The following is an 18,094-nucleotide window of genomic DNA, read 5'->3' on the forward strand; positions in this document are numbered from 1 at the left end:
CCTTCGGCAAGCGCGGCTGTCTCGGCGGCGTTCGCGGATCCGACAACTATTGCGCCTTCAACAATGCCTGCCCGCAGCGCCCTGCCACCGGACCCACACTGATCGCTCGATGCCCATTTGCGCTCCCGCTTGCCGGTCGACGACTATCGGTGCATCCTTGCGAATAGCCTGGCCGTGAAGTGCGTGGCGAGGTCACGCCGGGACGGCCTCTAGTGAGGTCTTGTTCGATGGACTGCTCGGGCTGCGGTTTCGAGGTTGAGGGCGGTTACGCCTTCTGTCCGAGGTGTGGCAGGCGCCAGCCCGTGCCATGCGCCAGTTGCGGCTACCCCTGCGCACCTGATTTCGAGTTCTGTCCGAAATGTGGGGCAAACGTCGGTGCGCCCGCAAAAGTCGTCGAACGGCCTGCTCCGACACCAAGCCGGACCATTGTGCCGCCTTCTCGAACTCCATCGATGCTTCCGGACATCGAAAGCGAAGAAGGGCTGCATCCCTTCTCTGACGCCGATCGCCGGACGGTAACGGTCCTGTTCGCCGACCTTTGCGGCTTCACGACGCTCAGCGAGCAGCTCGACCCCGAGGTCATGCAAGCGCTGCAGAACAAACTGTTCAAGGAATTGACGGCGGCCGTGCGAAACTTTGGTGGTTTCGTCGACAAATTCATCGGCGATGCACTGCTCGCGTTGTTCGGTGCGCCGGTCGCGCATGAGGACGATCCCGAACGTGCGCTTCGCGCCGCTCTCGACATGATCGCCCGGACGGCGCGGCTCGGCGAAAGCACCCCCCACTCCGGCTCGCCTCTGTTGCTCCACATCGGCATAAACACTGGTCCGGTCGTTACTGGCGGATTGGGCATCGGCACCGCCAAATCCTATTCGGTGACCGGCGACACAGTGAATACGGCGCAACGCCTGCAATCGCTGGCCGCACCGGGTGAGGTGCTGGTAGGCGAGCTCACTCACAGACTGACCCGGCATGCCTTCTCTTACGAGTCGCTGGGTGATGTCGTGTTTCGCGGCAAGGCTGGCAGTGTGCTCGTCCATCGACTGGATGCACCGCTTGCGACGCCGCGTGCAGCGCGTGGGCTCGAGGCGCTCGGCCTCAGTGCGCCGATAATAGGTCGTGGTGCGGAGCTCAGTAGAATGATGGCGAGCCTTGACCAGGCGTGCAGCGGCTCGGCCCAACTCGTCCGCCTCGTCGGAGAAGCCGGTATCGGGAAATCGCGGCTGGTGAAGGAGTTCGTCGCCCGCGTCGGCGACGAGGATCGTTTTCGCAACATCGCCGTGCGGCTGGCCACGTGCTCACCGCTGGGCGAACAATCATTTGGCGCCTTGGGCGCAGTGGTGCGCAGCGCTGCCGGGATGATGCAAAACGACAATGGGGACGAAATGCGGGGGAAGCTCGCAGGCTTGCTTACCGATCTCGGCCTGCAGGGCGAGGAGGCGAAGCGGCTGATGCCTTTGCTCTACCATGTGCTCGGCCTTGGCGACCCCGATGCCACCTTGCAGCATGTCGAACCCGAGCAGCTGCGGCGGCAAATTCTCTACGCAGTCCGCACAATCATCGAACGGCGGCTTGCGTTGTCGCCGCTGTTGATTGTCGTCGAAGACCTGCACTGGGCCGACGCCGTGTCGCTTGAGGCACTACGTTTCGTGATGGACAGGTTGGAGCGCACGCGGTTGATGTTGCTGGTCACGCATCGTCCGGCGCCGGATAACGACCAGCTCGACTCAAGTCGGGTCAGTCACACAGCGCTCAGGCTTCCGCCGCTCAGCAGTGATGACGGACGCAGCCTGCTGGCGGCGCTTTTCGGCGAGAGCTGGGTAAACTCCGCAGGAGGGCTTCTCGACCAGATTCTCGAGCGCGCGGGCGGCAACCCCCTTTTTTTAGAGGAGATCGTTCGCGGCCTTATCGATCGCGGTGTACTGATGCGAGAGGGCCAGCGATGGCGGACTGTGGCAGGCGAAGTCGCAACCGGCATCCCCGCCACTATCCAGGCAATGTTGCTTGCCCGCGTCGACCGGCTGCCCCAAGAGGTGCGCCGGTTGGCCCAGGAGGCCGCGGTAATCGGCCCGCGCTTCGATGCCACACTTCTGAAAACTGTGACAACCGACCCCGGCCGGCTCGAAGCCGGCTGCGAACTGCTTTGCGATGCGGAAATCATCGAGGAAGTTGCCGGATCAGGCTCGGTCTCGTCGCAAAGCTACCGCTTTACGCAAACATTGCTGCAGGACGTGATCTACCAGAATCTACTCCTGCAACGGCGGACCGACATCCACGGGCGGGTCGGAGCTGCCTTGGAGCAACTGTGCGGCGACAAGCCGGAGCGGCTCGAGGATTTGACCGTGCTCGGTCATCATTTCGCACAGAGCGCCGAGCGGGAGAAGGGCGCGCATTACCTGCAGGCGGCGGGCGATCGCGCTCGCATGATATACGCCAACGACGACGCCCTTCGTTTCTACGAGCGAGCACTGACTGCGTTGGGCGCGATCGGGCAAACACCGCTCAAACTGGCAATTGCAGAGCGCATTGCCGATTTGAGCGGCCCGGCAGGCCGCCGCGAGATCGCGCACCACCATTACGAAACGGTGTTGCAGGTATACCGCGAGTCGGCCAATCGCGTCGCGTCGGCGCGAGTTTTACGCAAGATCGGTCGGCTGCTCTGGGACGTCGGCAAGCGGGACGACGCAGAATCCCGCTATGCTGAAGCGGCAGCGCTCCTCGATGGAGCGGATGCCCCGATCGAGCAGGCGCATCTCTGGCAAGAACGTGGCCGACAGGCGTTCCGTAGCGGAGATCACGCTCTCGCGGCAAAATGGGCAGACGCGGCGCTGGATTGCGTACGCACTCTGACAACGGAGCATGTCTCCGAGGTAGGGCGTGATGCCACCCTTGTGACCGCCGAGGCACTCAATACCAAGGCTGTTGCGCTGGCTCGCCTTGGGCGAAACCGTGAGGCCGTGCGTCAGGTTGAGCATAGCATTGAATTGGCCGAAGCCGCCGGTCTACTGGGCGCGGCCTGCCGCGGCTACACCAATCTCGGCGTGCTTTACACGACCATCGATCCGGCGCACGCGATGGAGGTCTGTCGGCGCGGTCTTGAAGTGGCGCGCCATATTGGTGATTTGGGTTTCCAGGCGCGCCTCCTCGCCAATCTGGCGGTCGCTTGTTGTACTTTCACGGATCGCTGTCCAACGGAGGGCGTACCTGCTGCCGAGAAGGCCATCGAGATCGACCGGGCGCTCGACCAGCGCGAGCACCTGCCGGTGCCGTTGATCGTGCTTGGGCAGATCCACCAGTGCAACGGGCGTCCGGAGCTGGCGGTTGGCTTGTTCCACGAAGCACTGGACGTAGCCCGCGAAACGGGCGAACCCCAACTGCTGTTTCCGTGCTATGATGGTCTTGCAACGCTTAATCTCGACCTCGACAATCTGGCCGAGGCCGAACGCTACTTTTCCCTGGCGCAGGGTATATGCGCCCAGCACGGGCTCGACCCGGAAGCGCTTGTGGTGCTGCCTTTTCTCGACTAGCCGGGGTTGGAGGTGGAAAATGTCCGCGCGTAGTGACTTGGTACCGCTTCAACCGGGCGACCGTGCGCCGAACTTGATACTCGACGCCATTACCCAGGAAGGCAAGATCGCGCTTGACGACTTTCGCGGCCAAAAGCCGGTGCTGGTCGGCCTGTTTCGAGGTCTGCATTGTGCGTTTTGCCGGCGCCATATCGCCGCCCAGGCGCGGCTTGATCCGGAGCTGCGCGAAAAGGGCGTGGAGAGCCTGACGGTGGTCAACACGCCAATCGAACGGGCGCGTCTCTATTTCCGCTACCATCCGATGCCGAATCTGCTTGCGGCCTCCGACCCTGAACGCGCTTCACATCGTGCTTTTGGACTGCCCAATCTCGAATTCACCCAAAACGAGACGAACTGGCCGTACAAGGTCTCGATGGCAGCGGCAAAGGATATGCGGGTCGATATACCAGGCGAGTTGCCCGGTCCTATGGACCCCATTGCGGCCAGCGAAATCCTTAATAAGAGGGACCATTACGAACTGACCGAAGCCGACGAGCAGATGATGGCAACGGGACACGGACAACTGGTCGGTCAGTTCCTACTGGATCGGCAGGGGATCGTCCGCTGGAGCTTCACGGAGGTTCCAGAGGGCGGGCGATACATGTTTGGGGCGCCAAGCCCGCAGGAGCTGATGTCAGCCGTGTCCCAAGTGGCCCAATAGACTTGCGAACGAGGTAAACGGGCGCGGCACTGAACAAAAAGCGGAACCAATTTGTTACAAATCTAACATTGGCCTCGACGAGCCAGAATGTACGGTCCTGGCAATGCTTTCTGTCGCCTCTGGACTAGCGATGTCCTCTGTGGATGGCTCCTGTATCGTGGGGTGGCTGCGACAGCACCCCTTCCAACCGTCAGAACGCTGTCGTCAACAACAACAATCTCGAAAGAGCGCGCAGCTGCGGAGCGTCTCGTCGATTGTATCTTGCGCATTGTGAGCGGGAATGATGACACTGACAAGCTCACCGTTCATTCGAGCACGGCCTCGATACGGGCAACAAAGTAATCGAGCGAGCGATCCCCGCGAATCTCGATCCGCGGAAGGTCGATGGGATCGCAATCGAGGTCCGCCGGCCCGTGTCTGCCGCCGAAGCCGATCCGATAGCCGCACTCCTTGGCCAGCCTGCCAAGCCGTCGGTCGGTGACCGAGAAGGGTGCCGCGAACGCCGTGGTTGGCCGACCGGTCCACCGTTCGATGAACATACGAGAGCGCAGGAGTTCGGCGGCCAAGTCAGAGCTCGACAGACCATCGATCGCGCGATGCGTCGCCAGATGGCTTCCGAAGAACGCACCTTCGCCGGCGAGGCGTCGCACTGTCCTGGCGTCCATAAGCTGCGTCGGCGGGCCACTGTAGGCGTCCCACTGTGCACTTTCACCCACCAGGTCCGTCACCAGGAACACTTCCGCGGTCAGGTCGTTCGCGCGCAAGGTCGGCCAGGCATGGTCGGCAAAGTTCTGGAAGCCGTCATCGAAGGTGATGAGCACTGGGCGGCCAACGAAAGGCTGACGGTTGGCGATGAACCATTCCAGCTGCTCGGACCTAATCGCGTGAAAGCCATTGGCGCGCAGCCATGCCATCTGGCTGGCGAATGCGGCGGGCGTGAGCCGAAAACGGGCGAGCGCGGCTGGACCTTCATCGGAGACGCTGTGATACATGAGGACAGGGATACGCTGTCGCCGCTCGCTACGTGCGACGTCGCGGCGCAAGGCCCGCGCCCCGCCCCAGACGATTTTCCGCGCGACCCCGATTTCGACGGGCGCGCGGATTGGCACGTGATCAATCATCGGTTCCGTCGCCACGTCGCCTGGTGACAGGCGGCGGAAGCGGTCTATGCGGTAGAGCTCGGTCTGGATCGATTGCTCGAGGACGAGGCCGTCGGTCGCTGCCAGCGTCTCTGAGATCGCTTGTGCACCGAATGTGTTCCAGTCGAAGCCCGTCCTTTCGATATTGTCACGTAGCACGAACGCGTGTGCGCTGATGAAACTGCCGCCAGGCGCCAACGCCTCAACGAGTTTTTTGGCGATGCGCCGCAACTCGGCGAGATCATCCAGGTAGTAGAGCACTTCCGAACAGACGATCAGATCCATCTCACCCGGCAGCGTGTCGGCGGAGAAATCCAGTACGCCGAACTCAACGTTCGGCTGATCGCCGCATCGCGCGCGCGCCCGCCCGATGGCTACGGCGGAGATGTCAGTTGCGGTCAAATGGCCCACCCGCGGCGCCAGCTGACGCGTGAAGTGGCCCTCCGCGCAGCCCAGCTCAAGCGCCCGTCCGATGGGACCGGCAGGCAAAATTTCGAGCTGCCGCTCATATTTTTCCTGCTCATAGGGCGAGCCGTAGTTCCAGGGATCCTCGGTCGCGAAATGGCGATTCCAGAAAGACGTGCGATCATTGTCGTGCCCATCCGCGGCCCGTGCACGGCGCGGCGCTGCAAGAGGCTCTTTAGTTTCGGCGCTCGACCCAACCAGCGCCTGCGCTTCCGCGGCCAATCCCGCGAGTTTGCCGAAATGGCTGTCCCGATCAGACCCGCGTCCCGCTATGGACAACAATGCCTCGGCTGCAAATATGTCTGACTTGTCGGCACCGACGCCCTTTTGCGGTGCATGCATAGGCGATCGCCTCGCAAGCGGCGCGGCACTGTGCATAAGCCGCTCAGGGGGCACGAAATTCAGGATCAATTCAGTCCAATGACGCCTTGTCACTTTCCCGAGTACGCCGAACTGTACGAAAGCCTCGATCTGGCCATCCATCATCAGATAGGCATAAATTTGATCGATTCCTTCCGGAAGTTCGATCGAGGTCGGATTTCGAGCGTCGACGCGAATTCCGAGTGTCCGCGCCAGTCTGCGCGGTGCGGCAAGGTCGTCGAAGTCGAGAAGCATTTGCTCAAGGTGATACTGGACGCGGCGACCCGCTACGGGATCGTCCCAGACCTTGCCGAGTTCGATGATCAATTCGGTGAGGGAGCCGCCGAACCTGTCCCACTTGGCAGCCAATTGCGCTGGCACCGATAGGCTTCCTACCATAAGGCCATCGAAGACCACCTTGGCGATCTCACGCGCCCACTTACGTCCTGCCGGGAGCGCGCGCAGGGACTGCGGGTTGATCGAGCGCGAGCCGCAGCCGCAATCCGACGCGGCGTTCCACAACGCGAACCATGCGAGTGCTTCGGAAGCGGTGCGGCCGTTCGCCTCGATCGCTCCATTGGCGTGAGCCGATGCTGGGTGTTTGACCCTGGGATCAGCAGAAAAACCGCGGGTGATCACGATTTCCGCATCCGCCAGCATCTGCGTCGAATTGCGGCTGAGCGAGTTGGGGCTGATCCGACGGAAAGCGAGCGGCTCGTCGACCATCACCCAATTTTTGCCTAGACGTGCGAGGCGCTGCCACAGATCCCAGTCCTCGCAGGTGCGCAGCGACACATCGAAACCGCCCAACTCGACAATTGTCTCCCGGTCGACCAGCAGCGCGTGAATGGCGATGGCACACCGGCGGGCGAATGTCTCGAAGGGGTGGATCGCAACGTCCGTTGTGATGCTCGACGGGGTGAGTTCGCCATCGGGCATCACGCGCCGGGAACCGCAATAGGCGGCGACCGCATCGGGCGCGGCTTCAAGTGCGGCCAGCATTTTAGCAAGGAAGCTGGCATCCACCCAATCGTCCGCATCCAGAAACATGAGCCAGTGGCCGCGTGCTGTCGCCATCCCGCTATTGCGCGCGCCGGCGGCGCTATGCGCGCATGAGCTCAACATCCGAAATCGGGCATCGTGCTGCACATAACCGGCGATGATCGCGGGGGTGCGGTCCGTGGAGGCGTCGTCGACGATGATCGCCTCCCAATCCACAATTTCCTGATCGAGAAGGCAATCGAGTGCGCGCGCCAGCGTTACCTCCGCGTTGTGCGCAGGAACCACGATTGAAACCAAGGGATTATGCGCCACGCCGTCTTACCCGCGCCTGGTTCGAAGGTAGCACAAGATGCGTCGATCTTTCTCGGCGTAGGCCGTCACAATCGACGCCAATCAGTCCGTCGACCCATCGTCTACCACGACTATATCCAGTATCTGGTAGGTCTGCCGGCGGATGCCGGCGAGCGCTGCGCCGACGGTTTGCTCGGCATTGACCCTCGGTACCACACCGCCTTGCGGTAGCATTGTCCTGGATCATCGAGCTTTCGTTTTCTTCGGCAAGAGTCGGCGAATGTCAAAACCGGATGACGGCATCGGCTGGCAGCACTGCCCTGTCAAGATCGGGGCGAATTAGAGGCAGGCGAAAAAGACTTGAAGACAGGGCGAATGGCAAGCGCGCATGCCCGACGGCTTAGACTGAGGCCGATGCGCCGCGGCATTTCCTTTCGCGCATTTCATCTGCAAAAAGATGATCGCGGGCGAGACGCGAGCGTAAGCTGATCCGGATCGAGCCGCATGTCCAAATCTACCCGAATGGGGACGCACGAAACGACTTAAGCCGAGAAGATTCCGGCTTGCGGGTCGGCTATTTTGCTGACATGTTTATCAGTTGCTAAATTAGCGCTGTGACAATGTTCAAAAGAAGGGGCATGGGATGGCCAAGGAATCTTCGAGTACCGCTTCTTCGGCAAATAAAGCGGACGCAAATCTGATAAGTAATGCAGACGGAAACGGGCTGACCTTCGTGGCGGGCCAGGCTCGCGAGAGCGGGGCCCCCGGCGACGCTGTAGGTGTCGACAAGATACGTGATCTGCTGTTCGGCAACCAGATGCAGGACTATGACCGCCGCTTTTCCAAGCTTGAAGAACGGGTCTTGCAGCGCTTCAAGGATGTCGAATCCGAGGCCAAGCGCAATCTTGAAATGTACGAGTCAAATGCAAAGAAGCAGGTCGACTCGCTTGCCGCGCAATTGCGGAACGAAAAAGACGCGCGAGCCGACGCCGACAAGGAGATTGACCGGAATCTTCGCGAGCAAAATCAGGCGCTTGAAAAGCAGGTGCGCGCGTTGTCGGATCAGTTGAGCGAGCTTGAGCGCGAAGTTGCGGACCGGATAAATCGAAACGACCATTTGCTGCGTGAGGAAATCAAGCAAAAGAATGAAAGCATTCAGATGCTGATGGAGAAAATGTTTTCCGATCTCGGCAATGTCAAGACCGACCGAAATCTTTTGGCTGGCCTGTTTGTCGAGGTTGCAAAATGCTTAAATCAGGATCCCGTCGGCAGCAAGAGCAACTCGGAGCGTAGCTGGAAAGTGAGTTGATCGGAACTTGACGTCAACCGTCGACCCAATCAGCCTTCCTCAAAGAACAGCTTCGAACGATACAGAGATTGATCGCGAGGCTCTGGCTCGCCTTTTGATCGAAATTGCCCGGAACGTTGATCCGGACTATCGTGCGCGTCTCGACGGAATCCCGACCGCCGATCCTCGCATGGAAACGCTTCGCCAGTTGCTGGTCGGTCGCGAAATTTCGGAGCTTTCACGAGTTACGCACCTGCTCGACGAACCCGAGCAGCTTGCGGCTGCAGTGGGGAGCGTTCTCCCCAGTGCAGCCGCACGTGCGCTTCATGCGCAACTCGGAGAGGCCCTTGCGCCGGCTGTCGAGAGGGCCGTGCAACGGTCCATCCAGAAGAGCCCGCGTACGCTTACGGATATATTGTACCCGGTGTTTCTGCCGGCTATTCGCAAGTCGATCGGCGAAAAGATCGACCAAACCTTTCAATCGCTGAATGAAACTTTAAGACATATATTTACCTGGCATGGACTCAAGTGGAGACTTGAAGCTTGGAGAACAGGAGCAAGCTTCTCAGAAGTTGTTCTTAAGCATTCTCTTGTCTATCGTGTGGAACACGTCTTCCTCATCAATCGCAATTCCGGGCTTTTGATAGCGCATGTAACTGCCGACAATGCAACTAGCGAAGATCCTCAACTCATTTCTTCTATGCTTAGTGCAATTCAAGATTTTGTAAAAGACTCATTTAACGAGAAAGAACAGAGCGGCCTGGACACTATTCGTTTCGGGGAGCTTCGTCTCTGGTCGGAAGTTGGACCGTTTGCGACCTTGGTTGCGGTGATCCGGGGAAATCCGCCGGAGGAATTACATGAAATAATTCGCGATGTATTGCTTCGCATCCATGATGAATGCTCACAGGCTCTAGAGCAGTTTGACGGCGACAGTTCGCAGTTGGCCGGCGTAGAGACGCAGTTGCAGACCTGCGTTGAACTGAAGCAGGAGGAATCAAACCAGGGATTTCCGTGGCTGGTAGTGGCTGCAGTCCTGCTGGTTTTGATTCCCGCAGGCGGTTGGTTCTTTCTTTCCTGGCAATCCGGGCAGCGCTGGCAGGCGTATGTGTCGCGACTGGGGACCCAGCCGGGCATCATCGTTGCCGAACAAAAGGTGCGCGATGGCCAATTCTATATTGCCGGCCTGAGAGACCCGCTTGCCGCCGACCCGCAGTCGCTGTTGGCCGGAACGCAGGTCGATCCTGCCCGCGTTCATTCACGCTGGCAATTCTATCAGAGCCTTGATCCGGAGTTCGTGTTGAAGCGGCTGATGGTGTCGCTGACCCCGCCGAAATCGGTTCGGCTTTCGATCGTCAATCATCGCATCGTTGCCGAGGGTGAGGCTTCCGACAGCTGGATAGATCGCGCACGCGCAGCGGCCCGACAGCTTTCGGCAGGCGGACCGGAATTCGACATCTCCAGAGTTCGTGATGTGAGCCCCGAAGCACGCGCGGCGGAGCACTGGCAGACCTATGTGTCGCGACTGGAGGCCCAACCGGGAATCATCGTCGCCCAACAAACGGTGAGGGGCGGACATTTCTATATTTCCGGCCTGAGAGACCCGCTTGCCGCCGACCCGCAGGCTCTGCTGTCCGGAACGGAGGTCGATCCCGCCCGCGTTCATTCGCAGTGGCAATTCTATCAGAGCCTTGATCCGGAGTTCGTCCTGAAGCGGCTGATGGTGTCGCTGACCCCGCCGAAATCGGTTCGGCTTTCGATCGTCGAGGATCGCATCGTTGCCGAGGGTGAGGCTCCCGACACCTGGATAGATCGGGCGCGCGCAGCGGCCCGACAGCTTTCGGCAGGCGGACCGGAATTCGACATCTCCAAGGTTCGTGATGTGAGCCCCGAAGCACGCGCGGCGGAGCACTGGCAGACTTATGTGTCGCGACTGGAGGCCCAAGCGGGCATCATCGTCGCCCAACAAACGGCGAGGGGCGGACATTTCTATATTTCCGGCCTGAGAGACCCGCAGGCCGCCAACCCGCAGGCTCTGCTGTCCGGAACAGGGGTCGATCCTGCTCGCGTTCATTCGCAGTGGCAATTCTATCAGAGCCTTGATCCGAAGTTCGTGCTGAAGCGGCTGATGGCGTCGCTGAGTCCGCCGGATTCGGTACGGCTTTCGATCATCAAGGATCGCATCGTTGCCCAGGGTGAGGCTCCTGCCGCCTGGATAGATCGGGCGCGGGTCGCCGCCCAACAGCTGTCCGCGGACGGACTCTCTCTAGAAATCTCCGAGCTGCGTGAGTTGACCCCTCCGGAACTCACTCATTTGAGGGAGGCTATTCAAGCGGTCGACATTTTCTTCGATTCTGGCAAGGCTGTACCGGGACCAGAGCAACTGCCGGTTCTCGACAAATTGGCGAATCAGTTGAAGCAATTGGCCAAGGACGCCCGCAAGGCAGGCGTAACAGCACAGTTCATGTTGACCGGCCATTCGGACGAGACGGGCCGTGAAACGGCCAAATTGTCCATCAGCGCCGCGCGCGCGGAAACAGTTCGTGCGCTTCTCAAGAAGCGCGGCGTCGATCCGGAATTGCTCTTGGTTCGCGGCGCGGGCACCTTTGAGCCAGCGGAGACTGAAAATAGCCGAACCGGGAGCTCGGCCAATCGCAGAGTTTCGGTTACGGTAAACTTCCACTAGGGCGGAGCCCAGGATATTGCAAAAGAAGATCTGCATGTTGGGCGGGTTCGCTGTCGGAAAGACGAGTCTGGTTCGCAGGTTTGTGCAAAGCATCTTTTCCGAAACCTACTTGACCACGGTGGGAGTGAAAATCGACAAGAAGAGTGTCGCATTCCCGGACAAAACCGTGGATCTGATTTTGTGGGATTTGGCCGGCGAAGACGATATCGGCTCATTCCGCGTCAGCTATGTGCGAGGTGCGAGCGGGCTCGTGCTTGTCGTCGATGGAACCCGCGCCGCTACTCTTGCCGTGGCGCTCACGTTGCGCGAGCGGGCCGAGGCGGAATTCGGCGCTATGCCGTTTGTATTGCTGTTCAACAAATCCGATCTGGTCGATCGGTGGGCAATATCGGATAGTGAAATTAACGAACTGAGGCAACTTGGATGGCAAATCTATCTAACAAGTGCGCTTTCGGGTGAACATGTTGATGATGCGTTTCGTCATCTTGCTTCGATGGTTAGCAAATAGACCATGCATGAATTGCCACGAGAAGTCAGAAGCTGGATTTACGATTTCTTCGACAACGAGCACTCCGTCGCATATCTGAAAATCGACGCCCAGCTTTGCATAGCTGCGAAGGGCGGTAACGTTGAACATTACGGACTCTCATCAGTTCGCATAGGTAAGCCTGTTGCCGAGCAGCTTGAATTTATGGAAGGTTTGCTGCCCTGCCCGGAGCTTCCATATCATATGGCCATGGTCGAACTGCCCAGCGGGCGTGTCGCGGACCTCCATCTTTTTGCTGACAATGCCTGCGTGTGGCTGCTCTTTCTTGACGCCACTGCCGAACGCGACAATAGGCAGCGACTTCAACAGAAGGCTTATGAAATGACGCTCCTGCAAGAGAGGGAGCGTCAACTCAACGAGAAATTACAATCGATGAACGAGGCGTTGAGGGCGAGCCAAGAGGGATTGTCGCGTGAATACCAGCGCGCCGAAGCCCTGCTCCTCAACATTCTTCCGGCGTCTATCGCGGAGCGGCTAAAAGCGCACGAAGAAATTGCAGACAACTACGCAGAGGTGAGTGTGCTTTTTGCCGACATCGTCGGTTTTACGGAAAGAGCGCGGAACGTCGGAGCCGTGACGACGCTCGCTATTTTAAATTACTTCTTCAAGGCGGCGGATCTGCTCTCGGAGCGATACGGCTGCGAAAAGATCAAGACAATCGGCGATTGTGTGATGGTGGTCGCTGGCCTGCCCGCCGCGCGATCCGATCATGCGGAAGCCCTTGCGCACTATGCACTTGAACTGCGGAAGGCGGTTAAGCTCGAACGCTTCGCAGGAGAACCGATAAGACTCAGAATTGGAATTCACTCAGGACCAATCGTGGCGGGCGTCATAGGCAAAAGGCGGTTTGCATATGACCTATGGGGCGACACCGTTAATCTCGCCGCACGTATCCAAACGTCCGCGGAGCCCGATGAAATCCGTATTTCGGATGCAACTCACAAACTGCTTGGACCAAATTTTGCTTGCGACCCACTCGCGGAAACGGAATTGCGTGGTACAGGTCGTGTGCGAATGTGGCGGCTCCCGGGGGAAATCGGATCCTGATATCTGACGTCGCCATCGTTCTTCCCTGCACGGTCATGCGCCCAGTTTCCATCACATAGCCTCGGTCGGCGATGCCCACCGCGGCATACGCGTTCTGGCCTGGGGGATCCTGGTGCCGGGTCTTTTACGCCCAGCATCACGGATGCGCAGTTCATATAACGGCTGGAGGCTGGGCCTAGGTCGGAATGCCCTCCCCCGGCGGCTAAGTAGACACCGCGAAGTACCCGGCGTAACGGTCTGGGTCGAAACGATGACGTCTTGCACCGCAACATCGGTTTCTTCAAGGTAGGGCAACAACGGACATAGATGTCGTTGCTAGCCGATCTGACCGGAAGGTTAACAGCACGATGCCACGCATCATTCGACGATTGGGGGCCAGGAACCTGGCGCGCCTGGCACGGCGTCTCGGAGACCTGACTGCGATGTTTGCCCTGATTGCCAGGCCGCTCGTCTTTGGGATCGCCCTTTTGTTGACAGGTCAGGCACAGGCGCAGGCGCCGGCGACCGCCCCGCCTGAAAGGGTCAAACAGCTGCTCGAGCTTCTCGACGATCCATCAGTGAAGGCCTGGGTGGCCGAACAGCGAAATCAGGACGCCGGGTCAACGGGAGCGCCTGCCGAGACAGGAGCTTCGCCGACCGACGCATCGTCCGGCGCCGTGGCCGCACCCGGCCAGATGAATACGATGGCATCCTCGACGCTTGATGGGATCAGGCATCATATCGAAAGAATCGTGCGAACTTTGCCCTTGCTGCCAGGCCAGTTCGCGCGCGTTCGGGCAGAGACGATGGAGGATATGTCCAGCAAGGGGTCAGCCGCCGTATTTGTGCTGATTGCGATGTTCATCGCTGCCGGCCTGGCACTCACTTGGGCAACGTTCAAGTTCACCCGTCCATTTCGTCTTTGGATTATCGCGCAACCGAAGGATACGCCGATTGGGCGAGCCAAGAAGATTGGTGGTCGCATGCTTTATTCCAGCATGCTGATCGTCTCTTTCGCACTGGGCAGCGCCGGCGCGTTCATGTTGTTCGACTGGCCAATGCTTATCCGCGAGATTGTACTGACATTTCTGATGGCGGCAGTCGTTACATGGGGTGTGCGCATGTACGTCATGGCCATGCTCGTCCCTTCCTTCATGAATGTCGAGAATGCCGTCGAGGTTCGTGCTTTGCCGATCACCAACGAAGCGGCTGACCATTGGTCCTATTGGCTACCCCGGATCGTCGGCGTCTTCGCCTTCTTCGGCGCCGCGTTTATCCTCTTGCCAGGTCTCGGCATCGATCAGGACGGAATGATGGTCCTGTCACTGGGCGCCGACTTCGTGCTGCTGGTGCTCCTGCTGCTCGCGGTTTGGCGTCGGCCAAGAACGCAGCGAGACGGTGCGCGCCACATCGGTCACACGGAAGCGACATGGCTATTGACTGCTTATTTCGTCGTCCTGTTCCTGCAGCGCATCGCCGGCCTTTATACATACTTCTGGTTTACCTTCGCCGCATTCTTCCTGCCTTTTGCAATCGTGATGACGCAGCGCGGGGTTAATTTCGTTCTGCGACCAGGTTCGGAAGATGTCGGCCGGCCTACGATCCCGGCGGTGACGATCGCTGTCATCGATCGCGCAATCCGAATGATTTTCATCTTGGCGGCGGCTTACTTTCTCGCACGTGTCTGGGGTCTGGACATGCAATCCATGCGGGACAGCGATACGACGACGACGTTCATATTGCGCGGCTTGGTCAATGTCGTGGTCATTGCCCTAGCAGCCGATTTCGGCTGGTCGATCATCAAAGCTTTGATCGAACGAAAGCTGGGCATCGAAACACCGCACCCTGTGATCAGCGACGAGGATGTCCCGGTCCTCGATCCGCAGCAGGCGCGGCTGCACACGCTCTTGCCGATCCTCCAGAACATTCTGCTCGCATCGATCATCGTGATGGCGGTGCTTATGATGCTCGCCTCGCTGGGTATCCAGATCGGCCCGCTGATCGCCGGCGCTGGCGTCGTCGGCGTCGCCGTGGGCTTTGGGGCACAAACCATCGTCAAGGACGTCATTTCAGGCGTGTTTTTCCTGCTCGATGATGCGTTCCGTGTCGGCGAATACATTTCATCGGGCAATTACAAGGGTACTGTGGAAAGCTTTTCGCTGCGCTCGGTGAAGCTGCGCCACCATCGTGGTCCGCTGTTCACGATACCTTTCGGTGAACTCGGGGCAGTCCAGAACCAGAGTCGTGACTGGGTTATCGACAAATTCAACATCACCGTTGGTTATGACACCGATATCGACTTCGCTCGCAAGCTGATCAAGCGGATCGGCCTCGAACTGGCGGAAGATCCCGAGTTCAAACACTGGGTGCTCGACCCGATCAAGATGCAGGGCGTACAGGAGTTCGGCGAATACGGCATCGTATTGAGGGTCAAGGCCACAACCAAACCGGGAGGCGCCTTCGGTATGAAACGCAAATTCTATGTACGCCTCCGCCAAGTCTTCAAAGAGCAGGGCATCGAACTCCCATTTCCGACCGTCCAGGTCCAGGGGCTACAGAACCCACATGGGGCAGAGAATGCGCCGTTGGAGATCACACCCGAGTTGAAAATGGCCGTTGCGCAGTCGCACACTATTCGGCGCAGAAAAAAAGCCAGCACACCGGAGTAGGAAAGCTGTGACACCTGCCGGTCACAGCGTCGCTTTCCGCGCATCGCCCGTGGCAGGGATACTCTTCTATCTTCAACCGTTAAGACGAAAAAGACGGTCACGAGGCAGTCTACAACCAGAGTCCGTCCCGAGATTTACATCGGGCTGCGTAAGTTGATACAGCGGTACGTTCGAGACAGCGCCATCGGCTACCTGCCGCGCGTCAGTCACGCGATAAGGACCGTCCCGCGAGAAGCGGCGCGTACGCGGCGAGCCTGCGGGATACGAACTCGGTGAAGAGCCGCACGCGCTTCGTCTTGCGTGTCTCCCCCTGTGTGAGAAGCCAGAGCGTTCCGTACATGTGCAGGTCGGTGCCCGGCACCCTCACCAGTAGGGGGTCGGCATCTCCGACGAAGCACGGCAGTGTCGTCATCCCGAGCCCTTGCCGTACTGCAACGATCTGCGCCTCGCCGTCCGTGGTCCTGAACGGAACCCCCGTGGTACGAACCTCACCCTCGCTGGCCCAATCCGGGATGCCATGAATGCTTATGACGATCCACCGGATGGGATCAGGCGCGCCCGCACGCCACGCGGCTAGTCGATCGCGAGACATGTAGACGCCGCCGAACAGCTCCGGTCCCTTCAGGCCGTGAAGATTGAGCGGCAGGGTTTTGCGGTCGTAGACGACGCGGATCGCGACGTCGGCCTCCCGGTTGGTCAGATTTGCCAGCTCGCCGGACGACAAGATTTCCATCTCGATGTCCGGATGCAGACGCGCGAAATCGGCGAAATCCGGCATGAGCAGGTGTGTCGCGAGGGGCGGTGCCAGCGTCACCCGCAGAAGCCCGCGCACGCTCTGGTCGCGCCCGAAGACGCGCGTCTCCAGCAGGTGCGACGACACTTCCATCTGGTCCGCGAACTCGAGGACCTCCTCGCCCGCAGCCGTCAGGCGGTAGCCCGAAGGCAGCTTTTCGAACATGTGCACCCCGAGGCGTTCCTCGAGCTGGGCGACGCGTCGCAGCACGGTCGAGTGGTTCACACCGAGGCGCTCGGCGGCAGCCCGCACGGAGCCTCCGCGCGAGACGGCAAGAAAGTAGCGAACGTCATCCCAGTCGATCATGGTGCAATCCGGCACCGCGCGGTGCGCCTTCCAAAGCCCGTATTTAACACATCGAACAGCAGTACGGGCGGTCATCATAGCCTATGTCGACGAGCGCGGCCCAATTTCGAACGGCGGACGCCGATCGTCGCGGCTGGCCTCAGTCGTCCAGCCGGATCGATTTCGCACCACCGATGTGCGCGCTTCCGCACTCAACACCTGACGCCGGCGGACCCATTTCGAGGTTCTCGGAGGCAGATGCTGTCCCGACACCACGAAAGGAGAAGTCATGGGAAAGCTTGAGGGTAAGGTTGCAGTCATCACGGGTGGATCGAGCGGCATGGCGCTGGCGAGCGCCAAGCGGTTCGTTGAAGAAGGCGCCTATGTTTTCATCACGGGCCGGAGACAGGAGGCGCTGGACGAGGCCGTCAAGCTGATCGGCCGGAACGTGACCGGCGTGCGCGGCGATGCGGCCAATCTCGATGACCTCGACCGCCTGTTCGATACAGTCAAGCGGGAAAAGGGCAAGATCGACGTTCTGTATGCGAGCGCCGGCACGGGCGAAGCCGTCCCACTGGGCGAGATTACCGAGCAGCATTTCGATGCGACCTTCGGCCTGAATACGCGCGGCACGCTGTTCACGGTGCAAAAGGCGTTGCCGCTGTTCAACGATGGCGGATCGATCTTCATGACCGGATCAGTTGCTTCGGTGAAAGGTTTTCCTGGTTACAGCGTGTATGCGGCGAGCAAGGCGGCGTTGCACGCATTCGCACGCGGGTGGCTCAACGAGCTGAAGGGAAGGAATATCCGGGTGAACGTGCTGCACCCGGGGCCGATCGCCACACCGATGCAGGACCAAGTTCTCGACGAGGAGGGGAAGCGGATGTTCGAATCCCTGATCCCGCGGGGAAAGATGGGGCGTCCTGAGGAAATTGCGACGGCCGCGCTGTTTCTTGCTTCAGACGATTCGAGCTTCGTGAATGGGCTGGAGTTGTCTGTCGACGGAGGCTTCTCGGCCATCTGAAATCGCGGCGGATCGCGGGAAGCGGCTGACCGGCGGGAACTAGCGTGTCCATGATGGAACGCCGGGACGTCTACGCAAAGGACGCCACACAGTAGAACGGATAACCCAGCGCCGTTGAGGGCCGGGGAATCAAGACCAATACGGATCGGAGAAGCACTATGAGCTACGCTATTGTAGGATTCGGTAAGATAGGCCAGGCCCTCGCCCACGCCTTCGCCCGTAAAAACATCGACGTGACCGTCGCGAGCCGCCGGCCGCCCGAGGCGCTGGCGCCGCAGGCTCGGGCGATTGG

Annotated in this window: 12 protein-coding genes; 9 read left to right on the forward strand and 3 right to left on the reverse strand. The window is 59.8% G+C overall.

Annotated elements, in window-relative coordinates; genetic code table 11:
• The first annotated feature begins 227 nt into the window (after positions 1 to 227).
• Together NKH89_RS18015 and NKH89_RS18020 are read left to right on the forward strand one after the other, a co-directional pair.
• Positions 228 to 3,527: an ATP-binding protein gene (locus NKH89_RS18015; RefSeq protein WP_352909446.1), complete on the forward strand. Its 3,300-nt coding sequence runs from the start codon at positions 228 to 230 to the stop codon at positions 3,525 to 3,527.
• A 19-nt stretch (positions 3,528 to 3,546) separates the two neighbouring features.
• Positions 3,547 to 4,227 carry a redoxin domain-containing protein gene (locus NKH89_RS18020; protein WP_023716514.1) on the forward strand — a complete coding sequence of 227 codons (681 nt, stop codon included), beginning with the start codon at positions 3,547 to 3,549 and terminating at the stop codon, positions 4,225 to 4,227.
• Positions 4,228 to 4,532: 305 nt separating this feature from the next.
• On the opposite strand, the gene NKH89_RS18025 is transcribed toward NKH89_RS18020, so the two are convergent.
• A complete protein-coding gene (locus tag NKH89_RS18025) occupies positions 4,533 to 7,505 on the reverse strand; it encodes a trifunctional glycosyltransferase/class I SAM-dependent methyltransferase/polysaccharide deacetylase (RefSeq protein WP_352909447.1) in 2,973 nt (990 codons plus the stop codon).
• Between the two features lie 81 nt (positions 7,506 to 7,586).
• A complete protein-coding gene (locus tag NKH89_RS18030) occupies positions 7,587 to 7,718 on the reverse strand; it encodes a glycosyltransferase (protein WP_352482330.1) in 132 nt (43 codons plus the stop codon).
• A 409-nt stretch (positions 7,719 to 8,127) separates the two neighbouring features.
• Between NKH89_RS18030 and NKH89_RS18035 the strand changes: the two genes are divergently transcribed.
• From NKH89_RS18035 to NKH89_RS18055, 5 genes are all read left to right on the forward strand, one after another.
• On the forward strand, positions 8,128 to 8,793 hold the full coding sequence (locus tag NKH89_RS18035; RefSeq protein WP_352547373.1) for a DUF3450 domain-containing protein: 666 nt from the start codon (positions 8,128 to 8,130) through the stop codon (positions 8,791 to 8,793).
• 7 nt (positions 8,794 to 8,800) lie between these two features.
• Positions 8,801 to 11,458 (forward strand): OmpA family protein, encoded by a 2,658-nt coding sequence (locus NKH89_RS18040; protein WP_352482332.1) that lies wholly within the window; start codon positions 8,801 to 8,803, stop codon positions 11,456 to 11,458.
• 16 nt (positions 11,459 to 11,474) lie between these two features.
• Positions 11,475 to 11,966 (forward strand): Rab family GTPase, encoded by a 492-nt coding sequence (locus NKH89_RS18045; RefSeq protein WP_352482333.1) that lies wholly within the window; start codon positions 11,475 to 11,477, stop codon positions 11,964 to 11,966.
• 3 nt (positions 11,967 to 11,969) lie between these two features.
• Positions 11,970 to 13,052 (forward strand): adenylate/guanylate cyclase domain-containing protein, encoded by a 1,083-nt coding sequence (locus tag NKH89_RS18050; RefSeq protein WP_352482335.1) that lies wholly within the window; start codon positions 11,970 to 11,972, stop codon positions 13,050 to 13,052.
• A gap of 347 nt (positions 13,053 to 13,399) precedes the next feature.
• The gene (locus NKH89_RS18055; RefSeq protein ID WP_245278482.1) at positions 13,400 to 15,700 is read left to right on the forward strand and encodes a mechanosensitive ion channel family protein; all 2,301 of its coding nucleotides are present in this window, start codon (positions 13,400 to 13,402) and stop codon (positions 15,698 to 15,700) included.
• Between the two features lie 202 nt (positions 15,701 to 15,902).
• On the opposite strand, the gene NKH89_RS18060 is transcribed toward NKH89_RS18055, so the two are convergent.
• Positions 15,903 to 16,799 (reverse strand): LysR family transcriptional regulator, encoded by an 897-nt coding sequence (locus tag NKH89_RS18060; protein ID WP_023716506.1) that lies wholly within the window; start codon positions 16,797 to 16,799, stop codon positions 15,903 to 15,905.
• A gap of 268 nt (positions 16,800 to 17,067) precedes the next feature.
• On the opposite strand from NKH89_RS18060, the gene NKH89_RS18065 reads away from it, so the two are divergent.
• Both NKH89_RS18065 and NKH89_RS18070 read left to right on the forward strand, forming a co-directional pair.
• Positions 17,068 to 17,802 carry an SDR family NAD(P)-dependent oxidoreductase gene (locus tag NKH89_RS18065; RefSeq protein WP_292208972.1) on the forward strand — a complete coding sequence of 245 codons (735 nt, stop codon included), beginning with the start codon at positions 17,068 to 17,070 and terminating at the stop codon, positions 17,800 to 17,802.
• Between the two features lie 158 nt (positions 17,803 to 17,960).
• A partial coding sequence (locus tag NKH89_RS18070; RefSeq protein WP_352909455.1) for an NAD(P)-binding domain-containing protein occupies positions 17,961 to 18,094 on the forward strand: 134 nt, incomplete at its 3' end.

The organism is Mesorhizobium sp. M0923 (assembly GCF_040319365.1).
Classification (GTDB): domain Bacteria; phylum Pseudomonadota; class Alphaproteobacteria; order Rhizobiales; family Rhizobiaceae; genus Mesorhizobium.